This window comes from Fluviicola sp. (assembly GCF_039596355.1).
GTDB lineage: Bacteria > Bacteroidota > Bacteroidia > Flavobacteriales_D > Crocinitomicaceae > Fluviicola.
In genome coordinates this window covers 26,237-43,607 of sequence record NZ_JBCNJW010000011.1, presented here as the reverse complement: position 1 = coordinate 43,607, position 17,371 = coordinate 26,237, and the positions used below count along the sequence as shown (strand labels likewise).

Sequence of the window (17,371 nt, the reverse complement as noted above, 5' to 3'; positions counted from 1 at the left end):
TCGGAAAGATTGAATAAATCCTCCCCCTCAGTCCCTCTCCGAAGGGAAAGTTTGAAAGAATGGAGTTGAATAGCATTAAACGGTTTTATTTCATTGGCATCGGCGGAATCGGGATGTCGGCTCTGGCACGTTATTTCAAAGCAAAAGGTTTTGAGGTGGCCGGCTATGATAAAACACCATCGCCTTTAACAGATGCCTTGCAGCAGGAGGGAATCGCTGTTCATTTCGAAGACTTGGGGGTGAATATTCCAACGGCATTCCAGGATGTGGATTCCACTTTGGTGGTATACACGCCGGCTATTCCCAAAACAATGGGAGAATTGGTCTATGTGCAGCAAAAACACCACGTGCTGAAACGAAGCGAGGTGTTGGGATTGATTACCCAAACAAGCAAGGGGTTAGGGGTTGCCGGAACGCATGGAAAAACGACCACTTCCACCATGCTGGCCTATGTACTGAGTCAATCGCATTTGAACTGTTCAGCGTTCCTGGGCGGAATCTCGTCCAATTTCAATTCCAATGTGTTGGTGGAACCGGAAGCGGTTTACTCCGTGATTGAAGCAGACGAGTTCGACCGTTCTTTTCTGCGTCTGAAACCTTTCGCCAGTATCATTACGGCAATGGATCCGGATCATTTGGATATCTACGGAACCGAAGAAGCGTTCCGCGAAGGATTCCAGGAATATGCCGACAAACATACCAACGGGCAGCTGGTCGTTTACAAATACAACCTGCCGTTGAAACAAACCGGTTTTAAAGGAATCTCATACGGGGTCAATGCTCCGGATGCGCAGGTCAACGGAACAAACCTGCATTACGAGTCCGGGAAATTCCTGATGGACATTCATTTCGGAAACGAAGTCTGGAAAGAAGTGGTTTTGGGGTTACCGGGAATTCACAATGCTGAAAATGCGCTGGCAGTTGCAGTTATGTGTAACGAACTGGGACTTTCCGAAACGGAAATCCGGAACGGACTAAAAACATTTAAAGGAGTTAAACGCCGGTTCGAATACCAGGTGAAAACAGAAAAACTGGTCTACATCGATGACTATGCGCACCACCCGACAGAAATTGCATCGCTGGTTTCATCGGTGCGCCTGCTTTACCCGGACAAAAAAGTAACGGGAATCTTTCAGCCACATTTGTTTTCGCGAACCCGCGATTTTGAACCCGGTTTTGTAGCCGAATTATCGAAACTGGATGAAGCGGTGATCATGCCGATCTACCCGGCGCGGGAAGAACCGATTCCGGGAGTAACGAGCGATGAGCTGGTGCGTAAGATCGGGGAGAAAGCAAGTCTGAAAACTCCGGAAGAAGTATTGAAACTGGCGGCTTCGATTCACGACGGCGTGGTGCTGACGATCGGAGCGGGAGATATTGACCGGATTGTACCGGAATTGAAAAAGATATTAGAACAACACTAAGTGAAAGGAAAACTGAAAATAGCAGCGTGGGGCTTGTTTGCCGGTGCAGTGATTGCTGTTCTTGTCATGGCAGGTAAAAGCCAGGACGAGGCCATCGTGCAGGAGCCGAACGTCTCTATTTCAGTGGTCGATGAAAACGCCTTTCTAACGGAAAACGAATTGCTGGTTCGCCTGAAACGCCTGAACCTGTTCTATCCGAATCAATTGATGAAGAACCTGAACACTACGGCGATTGAAGAGCATATCCGCAAAATGCACGAGGTAGAAGAAGTGAACGTTTACAAGCAGCTGGGCGGAAACTGGGGAATCCAGTTGAAAGTGCGACAGCCGTATGCACGCGTCTTCAACCAATACGGAGAAAGCTTTTACGTCGATTCCAAAGGAGCTACAATGGATCCTTCCCCGAATTTCACGGCAAGAATCCTCGTTTTTACCGGGAATATCAAAGACAAAGCCGATACCTTGACGGTGAGCGACATCGAAGCAAACCCGAAATTGAAAAGCGAACGTAGCCTGGATGAGATTTTCCGGATTTCGAAAGTCATTCACCAAAATGCCTTTTTAACAGCCCAGATCAGCCAGATTCACCGCGACCGTTGGGGCGATTTCATTCTCATTCCGCGTGTGGGTGCGCAGCGCATTGTGCTCGGACCGGCTCCGTCAGAAAAAGATGTGAGTGAAAAACTGAAGAAACTGATTGTGTTTTACACCAACGGACTTCCTTATGTTGGCTGGAATAAATACAAGACCATCAACCTCAAATACCGCAACCAGGTGGTGTGTACGTACCTGCGTGACACCTTGTAAATGTTTGTTTCCAAACATTTTTAATCCTCATTTGTTGAATTTCATCAATACTAAAATTTAGTAACTTTTTTTTGAGGGGGCAGCCCTCTTAATTATGTGCTTTTGTACATCTAGCTTTGTCTTATTAAACTGAAACTACGATTTGTACGAGCATAGATGAAACGTAATAATCTACTACTACTACTTTTTACTGTTGTGTATTTTAGTTCTGTGGCACAACAGGATATTACGTTAAGCCATCTGCAAACTGTTCAGCTTGGTAGTGGACGCTTCTTCGATGGAGGAGGCGAAAATGGAGAGATGCCAAACGAATATTTGCAAGCAACAATTAAAGCTCCTGTCGGATATATTCATGCATTTTTTACAATGATTGATATTCCCGGCGGGAGCGAGTTGCGGATCTACAAAGGCGAAGACACGCTTCAGTTGGTAGGTTTGTATGACGGAACCTATAAACCCCTCGATTTTTACGGAAAAGCATTCACATTGGTTTACGATCCGAAATCTTCGGTCGGTACGCGCCCCGGATTTGCAGGAATCGTGCAGACTCTTTCGATGGAAGAACTGATTGCGCAATCGGGAATGGAAAAAGCAACCCTTCCGGAGAGTGACTGTGTGGGAGCCATTCCGCTGTGCAGCAACTTAACGGTGAATACATCTGCCAATCAATACGAGAATACCGGGAATGTAAACGACGACAGCGGAAGCTGTTATTCCGGAACCGGAAGCGGTGGTTCGGTGTGGTATTCTTTTTCCCCGCAAACCAACGGTAACCTGGATTTCATGATCAATCCATCCGGTTCTACCGATTACGATTTTGTGCTGTGGGACATCACCAACGGCTGTGCGAATAAAACACAGTTGTCGTGTAACTACTCCGCCACGCAGGGAGCAACGGGCTTGAATGCTTCGGGTTCGAGCAATTCCCAGGATGCCTCCGGAACAACCAATAACTCCTTAGTGTCGGTTCAAACGACCAAAGTGTATGCCTTGTGCATCAACTATTACGGTGGAAATAACGCCGGTTTCACGCTGAATTTCCACAACATTGCTTCAACGGTTAATATTGTAGACAACGTACCACCAACGATAACAAGCGCTTACAGTGCAAACTGTGCGGCTTCCAGCTCATTCACGATCAACTTCTCCGAATACATCGATTGCAACACGCTTCAGGCATCCGATTTCGCGATTCCGGGTTATACGGTTACTTTGATTTCAAGCAACTGTGTCAACGGGAAAACCAACAGCGTGGTGATCGGTGTGTCGCCGTCCATGCCTCCGGGAAATTATTCCATGACGGTCAGCAATATGAACGATTTGTGCGGGAATCCTTTAAATCAGGTTTACCCGATCAATACGCTGGTGACGCCGGTTGCAAATGCCGGGCCGGATAAAGTGGCTTGTTCCACGGTTGGACTATTCGGGATTACGAATTACGGATCGGTTACCCTGACAGGATCGGGAGGAACCAGTTACATGTGGAGTACCGGGCAAACCGGAGCTTCGATCAGTGTTTCGCCCAGTTCAAATACGACTTATACATTAACAGCAATATCCGGAAATTGTTCTTCTACCGACCAGGTAAATGTGACTATTTCTGCCTCTCCAATTCCGAATTTGGGGCCGGATCAGACCATTTGTTCCGGTTTCCCTGTAACCTTAAGTGCAAGTGGGGGAGGAACGTACCAGTGGCAATCGACCACCAGTACGAATTGGTTGACCGGTGCTCCGACCGGATGGGCAAACATCGGTGGGGCAACTGGCGCTTCTTATACGGCAAATCCAACCGGAACCATTTACTACCAGGTAGTTGTAACAAATGCACAAGGTTGTTCGGGAACGGATTATATCAAGATTACGATTGGCTCAGGAACCTTCGGGATTACAGCGCCGCCGTTTATCTGCCAGGGATCATCGGTGACTTTAAGTCTGCCGTCCAGTATGACAGCTTATACCTGGAACCAGTCGGGAACACCGGTTGGTACGGCGAATTCGTCCTTGACCGTTTCACCTGCAACAACAACAACCTACACGGCTGTGAGCACGACTACGGGGTGTACCGGTTCGGCAAGTGTGACGGTTTATGTGCATCCACTGGGAACGTTGAGTACTTCTGCGAATCCGGCAAATGCCTGTTCAGGAACTCCGGTTTCCCTGACTTCCAATGCGCCGGCAGAAACGTATGTGACGCAGACGGAAAACTTTGAATCAACGAATTCGTTTACGCTGGTCAACGGAACCTACAATAAATGGTATAACGGTACGGCGGCGGCGGCAAACGGAACCAAAGCGCTCTACATCGGTACGGCTACCGGGAACAACAACTACGAGATCGGGAGCTGGATTTCACCACGTACTGCGATTAATTTTGCATACAAAGACTATTCGGTGACGAGTTATTGCAGTCCGACATTCAGTTTCAACTGGCGGTGTAACGGGCAATCGGGGCAGGCGGAATTGACCGTGTGGGCTGTTCCAACGACCTTTACTCCTGTTGCTGGTACGGCAATTACGGCCAATGCGACCAATATTTTACTTGGGGGGCCTTATTCCGGGTCCACCACCTTTACCAATGTTTCATTGAGTCTGTCCAACTTCAGCGGGCAGAACGTACGGATTGTGTATCAATGGAGAAATACCGGTGCTGCCCTGATCGGCGGGCCGAGTGTGGCAACTCCGGCGGCTTGTATCGATGATGTGGTATTTACCGATAACACGACGTACAATTATTCCTGGGTATCGTCTCCGCTTGGTTTTACAGCCGGAACGATCAATGCTACGGCAACTCCGGCTGCAGCAACAACCTATACGATGACCGTTACCCGTTGTGACGGCTGTCCCATGACAAGCGCGATTGCGGTGATTGATTGCAATCCGCTGCCTGTTGGTTTGCTGGAATTCAAGGGCGAGAAGAAGGAGCAGGCGAATTTCCTGTATTGGGTAACGGAAAACGAGGTCGACCTGGATTACTATATCCTGGAACGAAGTCCTGACGGAGTGAGTTGGGATTTGGTTACAACCGTCCAGCCTGAGAGCGCTGCTTCGGATCAAAAACACCACTACCAGGTGCGCGATGGGGCATATACTTCTAATTCGATTAATTATTACCGCTTGTTTCACAAAGAAAATGACGGTGCAAAAGTGATGGCGAACCAGCTGGTTTCCATTGATAACCGCACCACAAGCAAAACAATTTTATACCGAACCAATTTGCTGGGGCAACGCGTATCGGAAAGTCAGAGAGGACTGGTGATTCTGGTCTACGAAGACGGAAGTTCCGAGCGCGTCTTATTGGAAGATTGATTGATACCCGATTCACTGCTACTACTTTGCTTTTTTAAAGCACACAACTATGCCCCGAAAGATAAAGAGACCGTATTGGAGAGTGCGGTCTCTTTGTTGTTTTTAGTCGGGTCGATATTTCTAGTCTGTTCGAGTGCTGCAGTGTAACGGAGGTGTATTGAGAACAACTGGAAAAGCGACTACTTTCTTTGTCATTCTCGGTATCCCGGAAGTGTCCGGGACTCGAACAGACAAAAGCTGTAATCAGGCATTTGTAATTCTCAAAGCAATTGTTCTGAGTCGAAGAGGAATTTATTTTCCATGACCCAAAGTAACAGGCTGTTGTTGCGCGCGTCCAGGTTCAGTTTTTTACAAATCCGTGAGCGGTAGTTTTCAACTGATTTTGGAGAAACGAAAAGCAGGTCGGCAATTTCCTTGCTGGAATGTTTCTTACTGACTAGTTTCAATACTTTTAATTCGGTGGGAGTGAGTGATTTGATCTCGTCTGTGATCAGTTCCATGCGTGGGTCAATCTGCCGGTTGTTGTACTGATCCCTTAAAACGAGCGGAAGGTATGTTTTTCCGTCCAGTACCCAGTTGATGCATTCCACAATTTCTTCGGAGGTGTTGTCTTTGATCAGGTAGCCCTTCGCGCCGTTGTAAAAAGCAAGTTTTACAATATCGGTTGTTTTGTGGATGGAAAGAATGATCACGGCAAGCTCCGGGTATTGCTGCTGAATGGCCGAGCAGGTTTCCAGTCCGTTTTTGACCGGCATGTCAATATCCAGCAAAACAATATCGGGGTTGAAGCGCGGAATGTTTTCCAGAACCTGCAGCCCGTTTTCGAAAGCCTCAATCTCGACATGGTCAAAAGAGGATTCGAGCAGAAAAGTTAAGCCGCTTCTGAAAATAGGATGATCATCTGCCAGGATTACTTTCATTATATTGTGATAGTTAATGAAACACCTTTTTTGTGTCCGGTTTTCAAATCCAGTTTTCCACCGATAATGGCTGTGCGCTCCCGGATGGTGAGCAAACCAAGTCCGTTTCGATCCTGGGAATCCGGAATCCCGATCCCATTGTCGCGGTATTGAATGATCAATTCCCCGTTTCTGCGTTCGATCGATACTTTCAGAGCACTTGCATGTGCGTGCTTGATCGTGTTGGAAATGCATTCCTGGATGATCCGGTAAATCTGGGAACTGGTTTCTTTATCGATGGGTTTTTCTTCCGCTGTGAACTCAAAACTGCATACAATATCCGTTCCCGACTGCGTTTTTTCAATGATGGAATTCAGGGCGCGTTCCAGCCCGATTTTTTCCAGTGCGGCAGGGTGAAGCTGGTGGCTTAAAACCCGCGTTTGCTCCAGGATATCGCCGATTTCAGAATCCACACCGTCAATTTGCGCAATTTTTCCGGTTGTGAATAAATTCAGTTTGGATTTTACCACTGCCAGGCTTTGGCCAATATCGTCGTGCAGGTCTTTGGAAATCCGTGAGCGTTCTTCGTCGATTTGTTCGATTAATTTTTGCGAAAAAACCGATTTAATCTTCCGTGATTTCCGCACGTTGTAAATATAAATGACCGCCAGCGTGAGCATGAACAGGGATAAAATACCCAGGAAAGTAAACCGGTAATTGGCCGATTTGAGCTTGTTTTCCGTGTGCAGGAGCTTATTTCGCTGGTTCAAATCAGTCAGCTCATTCTCCATGCGCTCTTTTCCGTAAATGGTTTGGAGCCGCGTTTGTTCCTGTTCATTGGAAACCTCCCGGATGCTGTCTGATAAACTGTTGAACTCCTTTTCGAGTTGATAAGCCTGTTTGTAATTTCCTTTCTCGGATGCTAAAGTTGATTGAAGCATGATCAATTCCTTCCGGTAATTGGGGTCGTTGTAGGACTTCAGAATCGAACGGATCGAATCGACGCATTTTTCTGCCGTTTTAAAATCCTTTTGTTTGGTGGAAACCATTCCCCGCATCAGGTAAGAATTGATCAGAAACAACGGGTCGTGGTAAGTCTCTACGATTGCCAGTGCAGAATCACTGGTGCGGGAAGCCTCAGGAAGTTGTTTGTTGTCGAGGTAAGAAGATGAAAGATTGATATAGGCTGCGATAATCCCGGACGGAAAACCAATCTTTTTAGCTTCGGCGACTGTTTGTTTGTAATGCCGGATCGAACCCTTGAAATCCTTCAGTTGATGAGTCACCAGACCGAGGTTGTTCAAGACATTGAGCCGTAAGCGCGATTCATTGGTTTCCGTAGCAAGAATCAGCGCACGTTCCAGGTCTTTTTTGGCTTCATCGTATTTTTTGGCTTTGAGTTTCAGCAGGGCGAGGTTGTTCAGCAGGTAAGCGGTTGCATATTTTTGATGATGCTTCTCGGAAATGCGCAATCCCTGCAGGTAGCTTTCCGTGGCTTTGTCATACATCAGGCGCGCTTCGAACATGATGCCGAGCCCGTTGTAAATTTCCAGTTGATTATCGATGTAATTTCCCTTTTTGGCGGCCTTCAGCAAGGCGCGAAAATCGTCTTCTGCTTTCAGGACGTCCTGGTCGAGAATCAGGAAGGTCATCCGGATCCGGGTCGAATTAATGAGCTTGAAATCCTTTGTTTTTTCCCCGATTGCGATGCTTTTGTAGTAATAGTTGCGGGCTTCTTTCAAATTGTTTTTATAGTAATTGAAACTGCCGTAATATTGGTAAACATACCCGATTTCGTTTTCCCTTTTCAGGGATTTGGCAAGCTGAATGCATTGTTTCCCCAGCGAGAAAACCGTCGAACTGTCGTAATAAGTTGCTTGTTTGATCCGGAACTTTAACTCGTCGAGTTTTTGAGTGTCCGATTTTTGTGCGTACAGTTGCTGAAAACCGGCTGAAAATATCAGGTAGAAGCAGAGCAGTCTTGTCATGGTAGCAATTGGTTCGTGTGTAGTTTTTAAAATTAAGTAAAATTTCTGTTTCTAAAATGTAAATACTTTGATAATTAACAAACTAGTTGAAAGGGGCGGTTTTGTTGTCTGGATGAAGGATTTTACCTGAAATTTAGGTGTATCTTTATTAACAACACCCGTTTAATAAGTATTCGAAATTCACGAAAAAGGCGGCAAAATAAAAATTAAGTTTGTACATACCGTATAGTGGGAAGGGATCAGAATGTCGATATGTGACGGTATTCATTCGATAAAGACAGGAATTAACCGGATCAAAAGCAGGTTAAGGAATGTTGAAGCGGGTGATTCTGATTCAATATAAATGGAAGAAAAAGAAGAGTTTATGTCAGCGGGAAAAAAGATTGTAGTTGGATTGGATATTGGAACGACGAAGATCGCATGTTTAGTCGGAACCAAGAATGAGCATGGAAAGATCGAGATCATTTCTATGGGGAAAAGCGAGTCTTTAGGCGTTGCCAGAGGAATCGTGTCCAATATTGAGAAGACCGTTCAATCGATTAAAGCTGCTGTTGAAGAAGCTCAGAACCGCGTAGATGCGGATTTGATCATCCGCGTGGTGAACGTGGGAATTGCAGGTCAGCACATCAAAAGCTTGCAGCACCGTGGAATCTATACCCGCAATAACCCGGATGTGGAGATTTCCCAGGCGGATATCAATGCGCTGATCGACGACATGTACAAACTGGTCATGCCTCCGGGAGAAGAAATTATCCACGTGTTGCCGCAAGAGTATATCGTGGATAACGAACAGGGAATTATCGACCCGATCGGGATGATGGGAGTGCGCCTCGAAGCGAATTTCCATATCATTACCGGGCAGATCAACGCGGCGAAAAATATCAAAGTGTGTGTAGATAAATCCGGCTTGCAGGTGAAAGACATCATCCTGGAACCGATTGCATCTGCGGACGCTGTATTGAGTGAAGAAGAAAAAGAAGCAGGAGTTGTCCTGGTCGACATCGGCGGTGGTACGACCGACATCGCTATTTTCCACGAAGGTGTCATCCGCCACACGGCCGTGATTCCTTTCGGAGGAAATGTGATTACAGACGACATCAAGGAAGGATGCACCATTTTGCGCCGCCACGCAGAAGCACTGAAAGTGAAATTCGGTTCTGCACTGGCTTCGGAAAGCCTGGAAACAGAAGTGGTTTGTATTCCGGGACTGCGCGGACGCGACCCGAAAGAGATCACCCTGCGCAACCTGGCAAGCATTATCCAGGCACGTATGGAAGAAATCATCGAGCACGTTCACTACGAAATCGTGAACTCCGGCTACGAGAAAAAAATGATTGCGGGAATCGTGGTAACGGGAGGTGGTTCCCAGTTGAAACACATCACGCAGTTGTTTGAATACATGACGGGAATGACCACGCGGATCGGGCTTCCGACAGAGCATCTGGCATCCAGCAACACGATTGAAGCAATTACTTCTCCGATGTATGCAACAGGGATCGGACTGGTGATGAAAGGCTTCGAGAATGATGTTCCTCAAAAGCCGGTAGAGCAGGCTGCGACCACACATGTAAAAGGACATTCGACCAAAACGCGCGGAAGTTTCTTTGATACTTTGTTAACAAAGAGTAAAAATTTCTTCGCGGAAGAGGAGTAATATTAAATTAGCTATCACCACTTGAGTCTTGGACGCAAAGCGGCTGGTTAATGAAGATTAGACAACAATAACAACAACAATAAAAAGAAGCATATGGAATTCGATTTGCCAAAAGGAACAACTTCAATTATCAAGGTAATTGGTGTTGGTGGTGGTGGAAGTAATGCTGTAAACCACATGTTCGATCAGGAAATCAAAGGTGTTGATTTCATCGTTTGTAATACAGACCGTCAGGCGCTGGATATTTCTCCTGTGCCGTATAAAATTCAGTTGGGGCCTAGCCTTACTGAAGGACGTGGAGCGGGTGCAATTCCTGAAATCGGTAGAAATGCGGCTGTTGAGAATATTGAAGACATTCGTACACTGCTTTCAAGCGGAACAAAAATGGTATTCGTAACTGCAGGAATGGGAGGTGGAACCGGAACCGGTGCTGCCCCTGTCATTGCACAGGTTGCGAAAGAGTTAAATATTTTGACTGTCGGGATCGTAACGGTTCCTTTTGCATTTGAAGGACGTCGTCGTCGTCAGCAGGCAGAAGAAGGACTGGACGTGATGCGTCAGTGTGTAGATACCTTGTTGGTGATCAACAACGAACGTCTGCGTGAAGTAGGAGGAAATATGTCATTGGCGAATGCATTTGCATTGGCGGATAACGTATTGGCAACAGCTGCGAAAGGAATTGCAGATGTCATCACTACCACCGGGGCGATCAACGTGGATTTCAACGACGTGAACACGGTTATGCGTGATTCCGGCGTAGCGATCATGGGATCATCTACAGCTGAAGGTGAAGGACGTGCGCTGACTGCTGTTCAGGAAGCATTGAACTCTCCGTTGCTAAACGATAACAACATCGAAGGTGCGAAATACATCTTGTTGAACATCACATATGGTGATATCGAAGTAACGATGGATGAGATCGGAGAGATCACAGACTACATCCAGGACGAAGCGGGTTCAAGCGCAGACGTTATCTGGGGGCACGGTTACGATCCGAGCTTAGGAAACAAACTGAGTGTAACATTGGTTGCAACCGGTTTTAATACCACTCCGTTCACGGGTTTTGAGAAGGCTCCTGAAAAAACAGTTTCTGTTTTGGAAGACGAGCCCAAAAACGAAATCAAAACTCCGCTGACTTCACCAACGCACCAGGTTGCTCCGGAGAAAAGAGAAGAAGAGCCGTTCATGAAGCCGGAACCAAAGGCAGAAGAAGTAAAGCCTTCAACGAATTCCGGGAGCATTGAGTTTGACTGGGAAGTGAAATCGGAAGCACGTCCGATGACAAGTCCTACATCCACTCCTTCTGTGGAGCAGAAAGAAGAACCGAAGCGTTACTTCCTGGATGACGAAACGGAAAACAAAACGCAGTTGGAGAACGTGGTGGAAAACCAGAAAGCACCGGTTAGCGCTGAAGAATTACAGCGCCGTAACATGGAGCGTATGGAGCGCATCAAAAACTACAACAGCAAGCTGAAAAAAGCAGAAGGGTTGAAAGAGTTGGAAGATGAGCCGGCATTTGTAAGAAGAAACATCCATTTGGATCAGGTCGTGAAAAGTGAAGAGTCCAATGTGAGCCGTTTCGGTCTTTCAGACAACGGAATGAAAACGAATAACTCTTTTTTACACGATAACGTAGATTAATTTGGACAGGTAGGATTTTAAGACTAAAAGACTGGGAGAGTCAGGAGTCAAATGCCTTTAGCTTTATGCAATAAAGGTCTTTTGTCTGGATTCTGTAAGTCTTAAAGGTCTTAAAATAGGAAGTCTTAAAATCTGATATAATGAATTTCACAGAAAGAATCAATCAGGATATTAAAAATGCCATGCTGGCAAAGGAAAAAGAACGCCTTGCGGCATTGCGTGATATTAAAAGCAAATTGCTCCTTGAAGCGACATCAGGCGGTTCGGGAGAAGTAAGTGAAGAAGCGGCGAATAAAATCGTTTTGAAACTTCACAAACAACGCATGGATACGTACCATTTATACGTAGAACAAAATAGAAGCGATTTGGCTGATGAAGAATTGTTTCAGGCGAAAGTAATTGAGGAATACCTGCCAAAGATGATGTCTGACGATGAAATCCGTCAGGTAATTGCAGCGAAGATTGCAGAAATCGGAGCCAGCGGACCTCAGGATATGGGTAAGGTAATGGGGCCGGTAAACGGTCAATTGGCTGGAAAAGCTGATGGAAAACGCGTTTCCGAACTCGTAAAAGAAGCTTTGGCCAACTTGTAATGTATTGTTAAGCGAGTCCCTTGGACTTTGTTTTTATTGTTGGAAGATCCCGTTCGTTTGAGCGGGATTTTTTCGTTGCTGCGCGATGCATCATCGCGGCAGCCGGTAAGAGTGATCTATTTTCCCGCGAATGCGCAAATGTCTGAGGCGCTTACCAGTCGCCTCTTTATGTAGTAAATACGAATTAATGATGTGTTTATATGTCGTGTTTTTAAGACGAGTGCGGTAGCCGAGTTAAAATTTGCGCATTTGCGGTATGCAATGGTGTTTGGTTGCCAGGCATCAGCGTTATCCGCGGAATTAGCGGGAAAAATCAGTGTTTCAGAGTCTTTTCAGCAAAAACTCCCGCTGTGACTCCCGCGTGAAATATGGAAAAAACATTTCGACGAGTAAATTGTGGTATTTGGCAACTGTTTGCTCCGGCGGTTCATGGTAAACGGCAGCTGAAGCAATCCAGAAGTCGCTGAAGACGCGGATGCGCTCATTCAACCCTTCGTATTCCGTTTCGAAAGCCGGTGCACGCATCACTCCCGACTGAATGGCCAGGTTGAACGCGTGCAGATACGTTTGTTTCCGCATCTGTTCCAACTGGATGAAATGTTTGTGCAGTTTGGGATTCTCCCGCATGTTCTGGTTGAAATCAATCATCAGGAAACGGTATTTGAACAACGCTTCCATCCCCGTTTTGGCAGCATCCAGAACGAATTGCAGATCAATGGTTTCATTCTCCAATCGCGCTTTTTCAGTTTCAAACGTTTCGAATAATTGGAAATACAGGGCTTCAATGATGTCTTCCCGGTGTTTGAAATGGTAATTCAGGTTTCCCTGACTGATAAACATAGCTGCCGCAATTTTGCGTAAAGTCACGTTCGGAACTCCCCATTCATTGAAGAGGTTCAGGGCTGTTTCCAGTATTTTATCACGTGTTTTCATAGATGTATTTCCGAACAGCGGTATTTCTTAGTATCTCTGACCTAAGGTAGTAATGTTTTCATTCATCCGATTCAAAATGACGGGGTTATTTTAGCCTTACAGGTGTTAAATAATGTTTATTCGACGACTTCATCGTGTTGAGTCAGATCCAATCCGATGGACTCATTGGAATCGCTTACTCTCAGTGTCATGACTTTTGAAACGAACTTGAAGATGCACCAGGAAGCGCCAAACGCAAATAAGCAAACCAGGAGGAGTACCAGCAGGTGACTTCCGAAAACAGACCAGCCACCATGAAGCAGACTGGAATGTGGTTTATTGGCGAAAATTGCTGTGAGAATCATTCCCATAATGCCGCCGATCCCGTGACAGGCAAAAACATCCAGGGTATCGTCAATGCGTTTAAGGTAGGGCCAGTTAAGAGCTAAGTTGGAAACGATAGCACCTGTAAACCCGAAAAACAAACTTTGAGGGATGGTTACATAACCGGCAGCCGGAGTAATGACAACCAAACCAACCACGGCTCCGATGCATGCGCCCATCGCGGAAATTTTCCGGTGTTGAATCCGGTCAAAAAACACCCAGGTCATCATCCCGGCTGCAGAACTGACGGTCGTTGTAGCAAATGCGATGGCAGCAGTTCCGTTTGCTGCCAAAGATGAACCTGCATTGAAACCAAACCACCCGAACCAGAGCATTCCCGTACCGAGCAATACATACGGAATATTGGCGGGAGCATGAAGGCGGTTTTTGCGTTTTCCCATGATGAGTGCTCCGGCCAGAGCAGCACATCCGGCGCTGATATGTACCACGGTTCCTCCTGCAAAGTCCACTACTCCGAAATAAGAGCCGATTAATCCGTTGGGATGCCAAACCATGTGTGCCAATGGAGCATAAACAAGCGGAACAAACAGAACCATGAAAAACAAGTAGCCGATAAACCGAACCCGCTCCGCAAAAGAACCGGTGATGATGGCTGGAGTAATCACCGCAAATTTCATTTGGAACAGGGCGAAAAGCACAAACGGAATGGTAGGGGCCATGCTGTTGTGAGGGAATACGCCAACCTGGTCGAAAAAGGTAAATTGAAACGGGTTACCGATGATGCCATAGGTTGTTCCGTGGATCGTGATGCCGATCGGATCTCCGAACGAAAGGGAAAACCCGATGACCACCCAGATAATGGAGACGACTCCTAAGCAAATGAAACTTTGCAACATGGTGGAAATGATGTTTTTCTTGCCGACCATTCCGCCATAAAAAAGAGAGAGTCCCGGAGTCATTAGCAACACCAAACAGGAAGAGGTGAGGAGCCAGGCAGTATCTGCTCCTGAAATGGCTTCGATTTTTCCAAATATGCTGTGATTGAACGCAGCTGGTTTCCAAAATAGTCCGGTAATTGAAATAAGGGAGATAGTTAAAAAAGCAATGATCCATTTTTTCTTTAGACGTTTCATACGCATCCCGATAATTAGTGATTCAACAAACGAAATCGGGGTGTTTTGCTTTTCACCCAAAGATAGTAAAATCGAAACAAAATAATTGTAGTGAGCCGGGATGTTTTTTATGTTCTATACGAGAACATGGGTGATAAACAGAGGAATCAGCAGGCTTTTTTAAATCACTTCAATTCTCGGACAGGATATTCATTTACACGAATTATTTTTAGTAATCCTGACCTAATTCAGTGTGTTTGACTTAACTCACTAACTATTCGATCATGAAACGTAAACAATTGGTTGAATTTTTCTCAGATGGAATCTAAAATATCGGAATCGTCGATTTTGATCTCACGCATTTGATTCACGCTTTCAAGTTGTGGCAGATACGTTTCCAGTTCGGCGTAATTTTTAATCATACGCACGGTGAAAATTGTCAACGGAATGTGTAAAATGGCGAATACCGCATCTGCCAGGGTAGCGTTTGTTAAAACTGCAATGCTTTCGGTTTTCGTCTGAATGCGTGCGCTTGCATCACTGAGAACGGAAACACCAATCCAAAATGTCCACCAGATGCCTACGGAACGTCTGCGTTTTGGCTCTTCCTGAACCAGGTTTGCGCGAATCAGCATGTTTTCAGACACGGTCATCATTTCTCTCATGATGTTGAAAGGTCGTCCAAGATTCATGATCGGAACAAACCATGCACCGGCTGCCCAGCCTTCCGAGTGCGATAAGCTGTTTGTCAATTGATGCAGGTTGTAATATGCCCGACGGAACCACTGAATAAACACAACGGCAACTCCGATATTGAGTGCCAGTAATGTCAGAGCGATGATTCGCTGTCTGTTGTCATTGGCATCGATTTCGCCCATTCCGAAATTTCCGGTTTCGATTCTTTTCAGAAGAAAGTATTGAGAAAGGTCCGAAATAGATGAGAGCGCTACTAAAGCAGTGTAAATCCAGAGTACCAGGATTAAACGATTTGAACGGTCTTTGTTGGGTCTTAACATGGGTTGAATTTTTGAACGAAGATAATCAATGAATAATTCAAAATTCAAAAAAAGAATAATTCAAAATTGAAAATGGTAAAATTCAAAAAAAAGGATAGAGGGCAGTTTGGTGTGAATAAATCTAACCTTTTGAATTTTGCATTTTACATTTTTAATTCCCGAAGGGATATCTTATCTTTGCAGTCTATAAATTAGAAAATTAGAGCAATAAATCATTTATGAGCAATACAACAGAAAAATTGGCTTACAAAGTGAAAGACATTTCGCTTGCTGAGTGGGGTCGTAAAGAGATCGTTTTGGCTGAAGCTGAAATGCCAGGATTAATGTCGTTGCGTGCAGAGTACGGTGCGAAAAAACCATTGAAAGGTGCGCGTATCGCAGGATGTCTGCACATGACTATTCAAACGGCAGTTTTGATCGAAACATTGGTAGAACTGGGTGCTGAAGTTACCTGGTCTTCTTGTAACATTTTCTCTACTCAAGATCACGCTGCTGCTGCAATCGCTGCTGCAGGAATTCCTGTTTATGCATGGAAAGGTATGAATGAAGAGGAATTCGACTGGTGTATCGAACAAACATTGTTTGCGTTTGAAGGTGGAAAGCCGTTGAATATGATCCTCGACGACGGAGGAGATTTGACAAACATGGTGTTTGACCGTTTCCCTGAGTTGACAGCTGATATCCGCGGATTGTCGGAAGAAACAACAACAGGAGTTCACCGTTTGTACGAGCGTAAGAAAAACGGAACTTTGGTGATGCCTGCAATCAACGTAAACGATTCAGTGACTAAATCCAAGTTCGATAATAAATACGGATGTAAAGAATCTTTGGTTGACTCTATTCGTCGCGCAACAGACGTTATGATGGCTGGTAAAGTAGCTGTTGTTTGTGGTTACGGAGATGTTGGTAAAGGTTCTGCAGCTTCATTGCGTGGTGCAGGAGCTCGTGTAATCGTTACTGAAATCGACCCGATTTGTGCGTTGCAGGCTGCAATGGACGGATTTGAAGTGAAAAAACTGGATACAGTGGTTCACAACGTAGATATCGTAGTAACAACTACCGGAAACAAAGACATCGTGATGGGGCGTCATTTCGAGAAAATGAAAGATAAAACGATCGTTTGTAACATCGGACACTTCGATAATGAAATTGATATGGCATGGTTGAATGCAAACTACGGTGCTACAAAATCTACTGTGAAGCCGCAGGTTGATATCTACAATGTAAAAGGAAACGACATCATCATCCTTGCTGAAGGACGTTTGGTGAACTTAGGTTGTGCAACAGGACACCCTTCTTTCGTTATGTCCAATTCATTTACAAACCAAACATTGGCTCAGTTGGAATTGTGGGAAAACTCCGCAAACTACGAGAACGATGTATACGTATTGCCGAAACATTTGGATGAGAAAGTAGCTCGTCTGCACTTGGCAAAAATCGGTGTGGAATTGGAAACATTGACACAAGATCAGGCAGCATACATCGGAGTAACGGTAGAAGGTCCGTTCAAATCGGATGCTTACAGATACTAAGATCACAACATAATACATGGAAAAAGGAATCCTTCGGGGTTCCTTTTTTGTTTCGTGCGCCCGCGCGGTCCAAGGGGATTCATCCCCTTGACCCGCACGCGCGAAGAAGTAATACGAACTTAATTGCATAATTTCCGATAAT

Annotated in this window: 12 protein-coding genes; 7 read left to right on the top strand and 5 right to left on the bottom strand. The window is 45.5% G+C overall.

What is annotated here, in order from left to right; translation table 11 throughout:
• Positions 1-59 precede the first annotated feature (59 nt).
• The 3 genes from murC to ABDV94_RS16940 all read left to right on the top strand — a co-directional run bounded on the left by murC (position 60) and on the right by ABDV94_RS16940 (position 5,537).
• The gene (murC, locus tag ABDV94_RS16950; protein WP_343748406.1) at positions 60-1,424 is read left to right on the top strand and encodes a UDP-N-acetylmuramate--L-alanine ligase; all 1,365 of its coding nucleotides are present in this window, start codon (positions 60-62) and stop codon (positions 1,422-1,424) included.
• Positions 1,425-2,231 (top strand): hypothetical protein, encoded by an 807-nt coding sequence (locus ABDV94_RS16945; protein WP_343748405.1) that lies wholly within the window; start codon positions 1,425-1,427, stop codon positions 2,229-2,231.
• 156 nt (positions 2,232-2,387) lie between these two features.
• Positions 2,388-5,537 (top strand): hypothetical protein, encoded by a 3,150-nt coding sequence (locus tag ABDV94_RS16940; RefSeq protein WP_343748404.1) that lies wholly within the window; start codon positions 2,388-2,390, stop codon positions 5,535-5,537.
• Positions 5,538-5,797: 260 nt separating this feature from the next.
• Here the strand turns inward: ABDV94_RS16940 and ABDV94_RS16935 are convergent, their stop codons facing one another.
• Positions 5,798-6,457, bottom strand: coding sequence for a response regulator transcription factor (locus tag ABDV94_RS16935; RefSeq protein ID WP_343748403.1), 660 nt, complete (start codon positions 6,455-6,457; stop codon positions 5,798-5,800).
• On the bottom strand, positions 6,457-8,424 hold the full coding sequence (locus ABDV94_RS16930; protein WP_343748402.1) for a tetratricopeptide repeat protein: 1,968 nt from the start codon (positions 8,422-8,424) through the stop codon (positions 6,457-6,459). Before ABDV94_RS16930 ends, ABDV94_RS16935 begins: the two co-directional genes overlap by 1 nt.
• Before the next feature lie 343 nt (positions 8,425-8,767).
• Between ABDV94_RS16930 and ftsA the strand changes: the two genes are divergently transcribed.
• From ftsA to ABDV94_RS16915, 3 genes are all read left to right on the top strand, one after another.
• A complete protein-coding gene (gene ftsA / locus ABDV94_RS16925) occupies positions 8,768-10,078 on the top strand; it encodes a cell division protein FtsA (RefSeq protein WP_343748401.1) in 1,311 nt (436 codons plus the stop codon).
• 93 nt (positions 10,079-10,171) lie between these two features.
• Positions 10,172-11,719, top strand: a complete 1,548-nt coding sequence (gene ftsZ, locus ABDV94_RS16920) for a cell division protein FtsZ (protein WP_343748400.1) — start codon at positions 10,172-10,174, stop codon at positions 11,717-11,719.
• 140 nt (positions 11,720-11,859) lie between these two features.
• Positions 11,860-12,312 carry a GatB/YqeY domain-containing protein gene (locus ABDV94_RS16915; RefSeq protein WP_343748399.1) on the top strand — a complete coding sequence of 151 codons (453 nt, stop codon included), beginning with the start codon at positions 11,860-11,862 and terminating at the stop codon, positions 12,310-12,312.
• Positions 12,313-12,633: 321 nt separating this feature from the next.
• On the opposite strand, the gene ABDV94_RS16910 is transcribed toward ABDV94_RS16915, so the two are convergent.
• From ABDV94_RS16910 to ABDV94_RS16900, 3 genes are all read right to left on the bottom strand, one after another.
• On the bottom strand, positions 12,634-13,245 hold the full coding sequence (locus tag ABDV94_RS16910) for a TetR/AcrR family transcriptional regulator (protein ID WP_343748398.1): 612 nt from the start codon (positions 13,243-13,245) through the stop codon (positions 12,634-12,636).
• 116 nt (positions 13,246-13,361) lie between these two features.
• On the bottom strand, positions 13,362-14,702 hold the full coding sequence (locus ABDV94_RS16905; protein WP_343748397.1) for an ammonium transporter: 1,341 nt from the start codon (positions 14,700-14,702) through the stop codon (positions 13,362-13,364).
• Positions 14,703-14,995: 293 nt separating this feature from the next.
• Positions 14,996-15,697, bottom strand: a complete 702-nt coding sequence (locus ABDV94_RS16900; RefSeq protein ID WP_343748396.1) for a DUF4328 domain-containing protein — start codon at positions 15,695-15,697, stop codon at positions 14,996-14,998.
• 218 nt (positions 15,698-15,915) lie between these two features.
• Between ABDV94_RS16900 and ahcY the strand changes: the two genes are divergently transcribed.
• On the top strand, positions 15,916-17,229 hold the full coding sequence (gene ahcY / locus ABDV94_RS16895) for an adenosylhomocysteinase (RefSeq protein WP_343748395.1): 1,314 nt from the start codon (positions 15,916-15,918) through the stop codon (positions 17,227-17,229).
• The last annotated feature ends 142 nt before the right edge of the window (positions 17,230-17,371 follow it).

Bases quoted from the DNA above. Each gene is read 5' to 3' on its own strand.
- ftsA (WP_343748401.1), top strand. From the start codon at position 8,768: ATGGAAGAAAAAGAAGAGTTTATGTCAGCGGGAAAAAAGATTGTAGTT.
- ABDV94_RS16910 (WP_343748398.1), bottom strand. From the start codon at position 13,245: ATGAAAACACGTGATAAAATACTGGAAACAGCCCTGAACCTCTTCAAT.
- ABDV94_RS16915 (WP_343748399.1), top strand. From the start codon at position 11,860: ATGAATTTCACAGAAAGAATCAATCAGGATATTAAAAATGCCATGCTG.
- ABDV94_RS16935 (WP_343748403.1), bottom strand. From the start codon at position 6,457: ATGAAAGTAATCCTGGCAGATGATCATCCTATTTTCAGAAGCGGCTTA.
- ABDV94_RS16900 (WP_343748396.1), bottom strand. From the start codon at position 15,697: ATGTTAAGACCCAACAAAGACCGTTCAAATCGTTTAATCCTGGTACTC.
- ABDV94_RS16930 (WP_343748402.1), bottom strand. From the start codon at position 8,424: ATGACAAGACTGCTCTGCTTCTACCTGATATTTTCAGCCGGTTTTCAG.
- ABDV94_RS16940 (WP_343748404.1), top strand. From the start codon at position 2,388: ATGAAACGTAATAATCTACTACTACTACTTTTTACTGTTGTGTATTTT.
- ftsZ (WP_343748400.1), top strand. From the start codon at position 10,172: ATGGAATTCGATTTGCCAAAAGGAACAACTTCAATTATCAAGGTAATT.
- murC (WP_343748406.1), top strand. From the start codon at position 60: ATGGAGTTGAATAGCATTAAACGGTTTTATTTCATTGGCATCGGCGGA.
- ahcY (WP_343748395.1), top strand. From the start codon at position 15,916: ATGAGCAATACAACAGAAAAATTGGCTTACAAAGTGAAAGACATTTCG.
- ABDV94_RS16905 (WP_343748397.1), bottom strand. From the start codon at position 14,702: ATGAAACGTCTAAAGAAAAAATGGATCATTGCTTTTTTAACTATCTCC.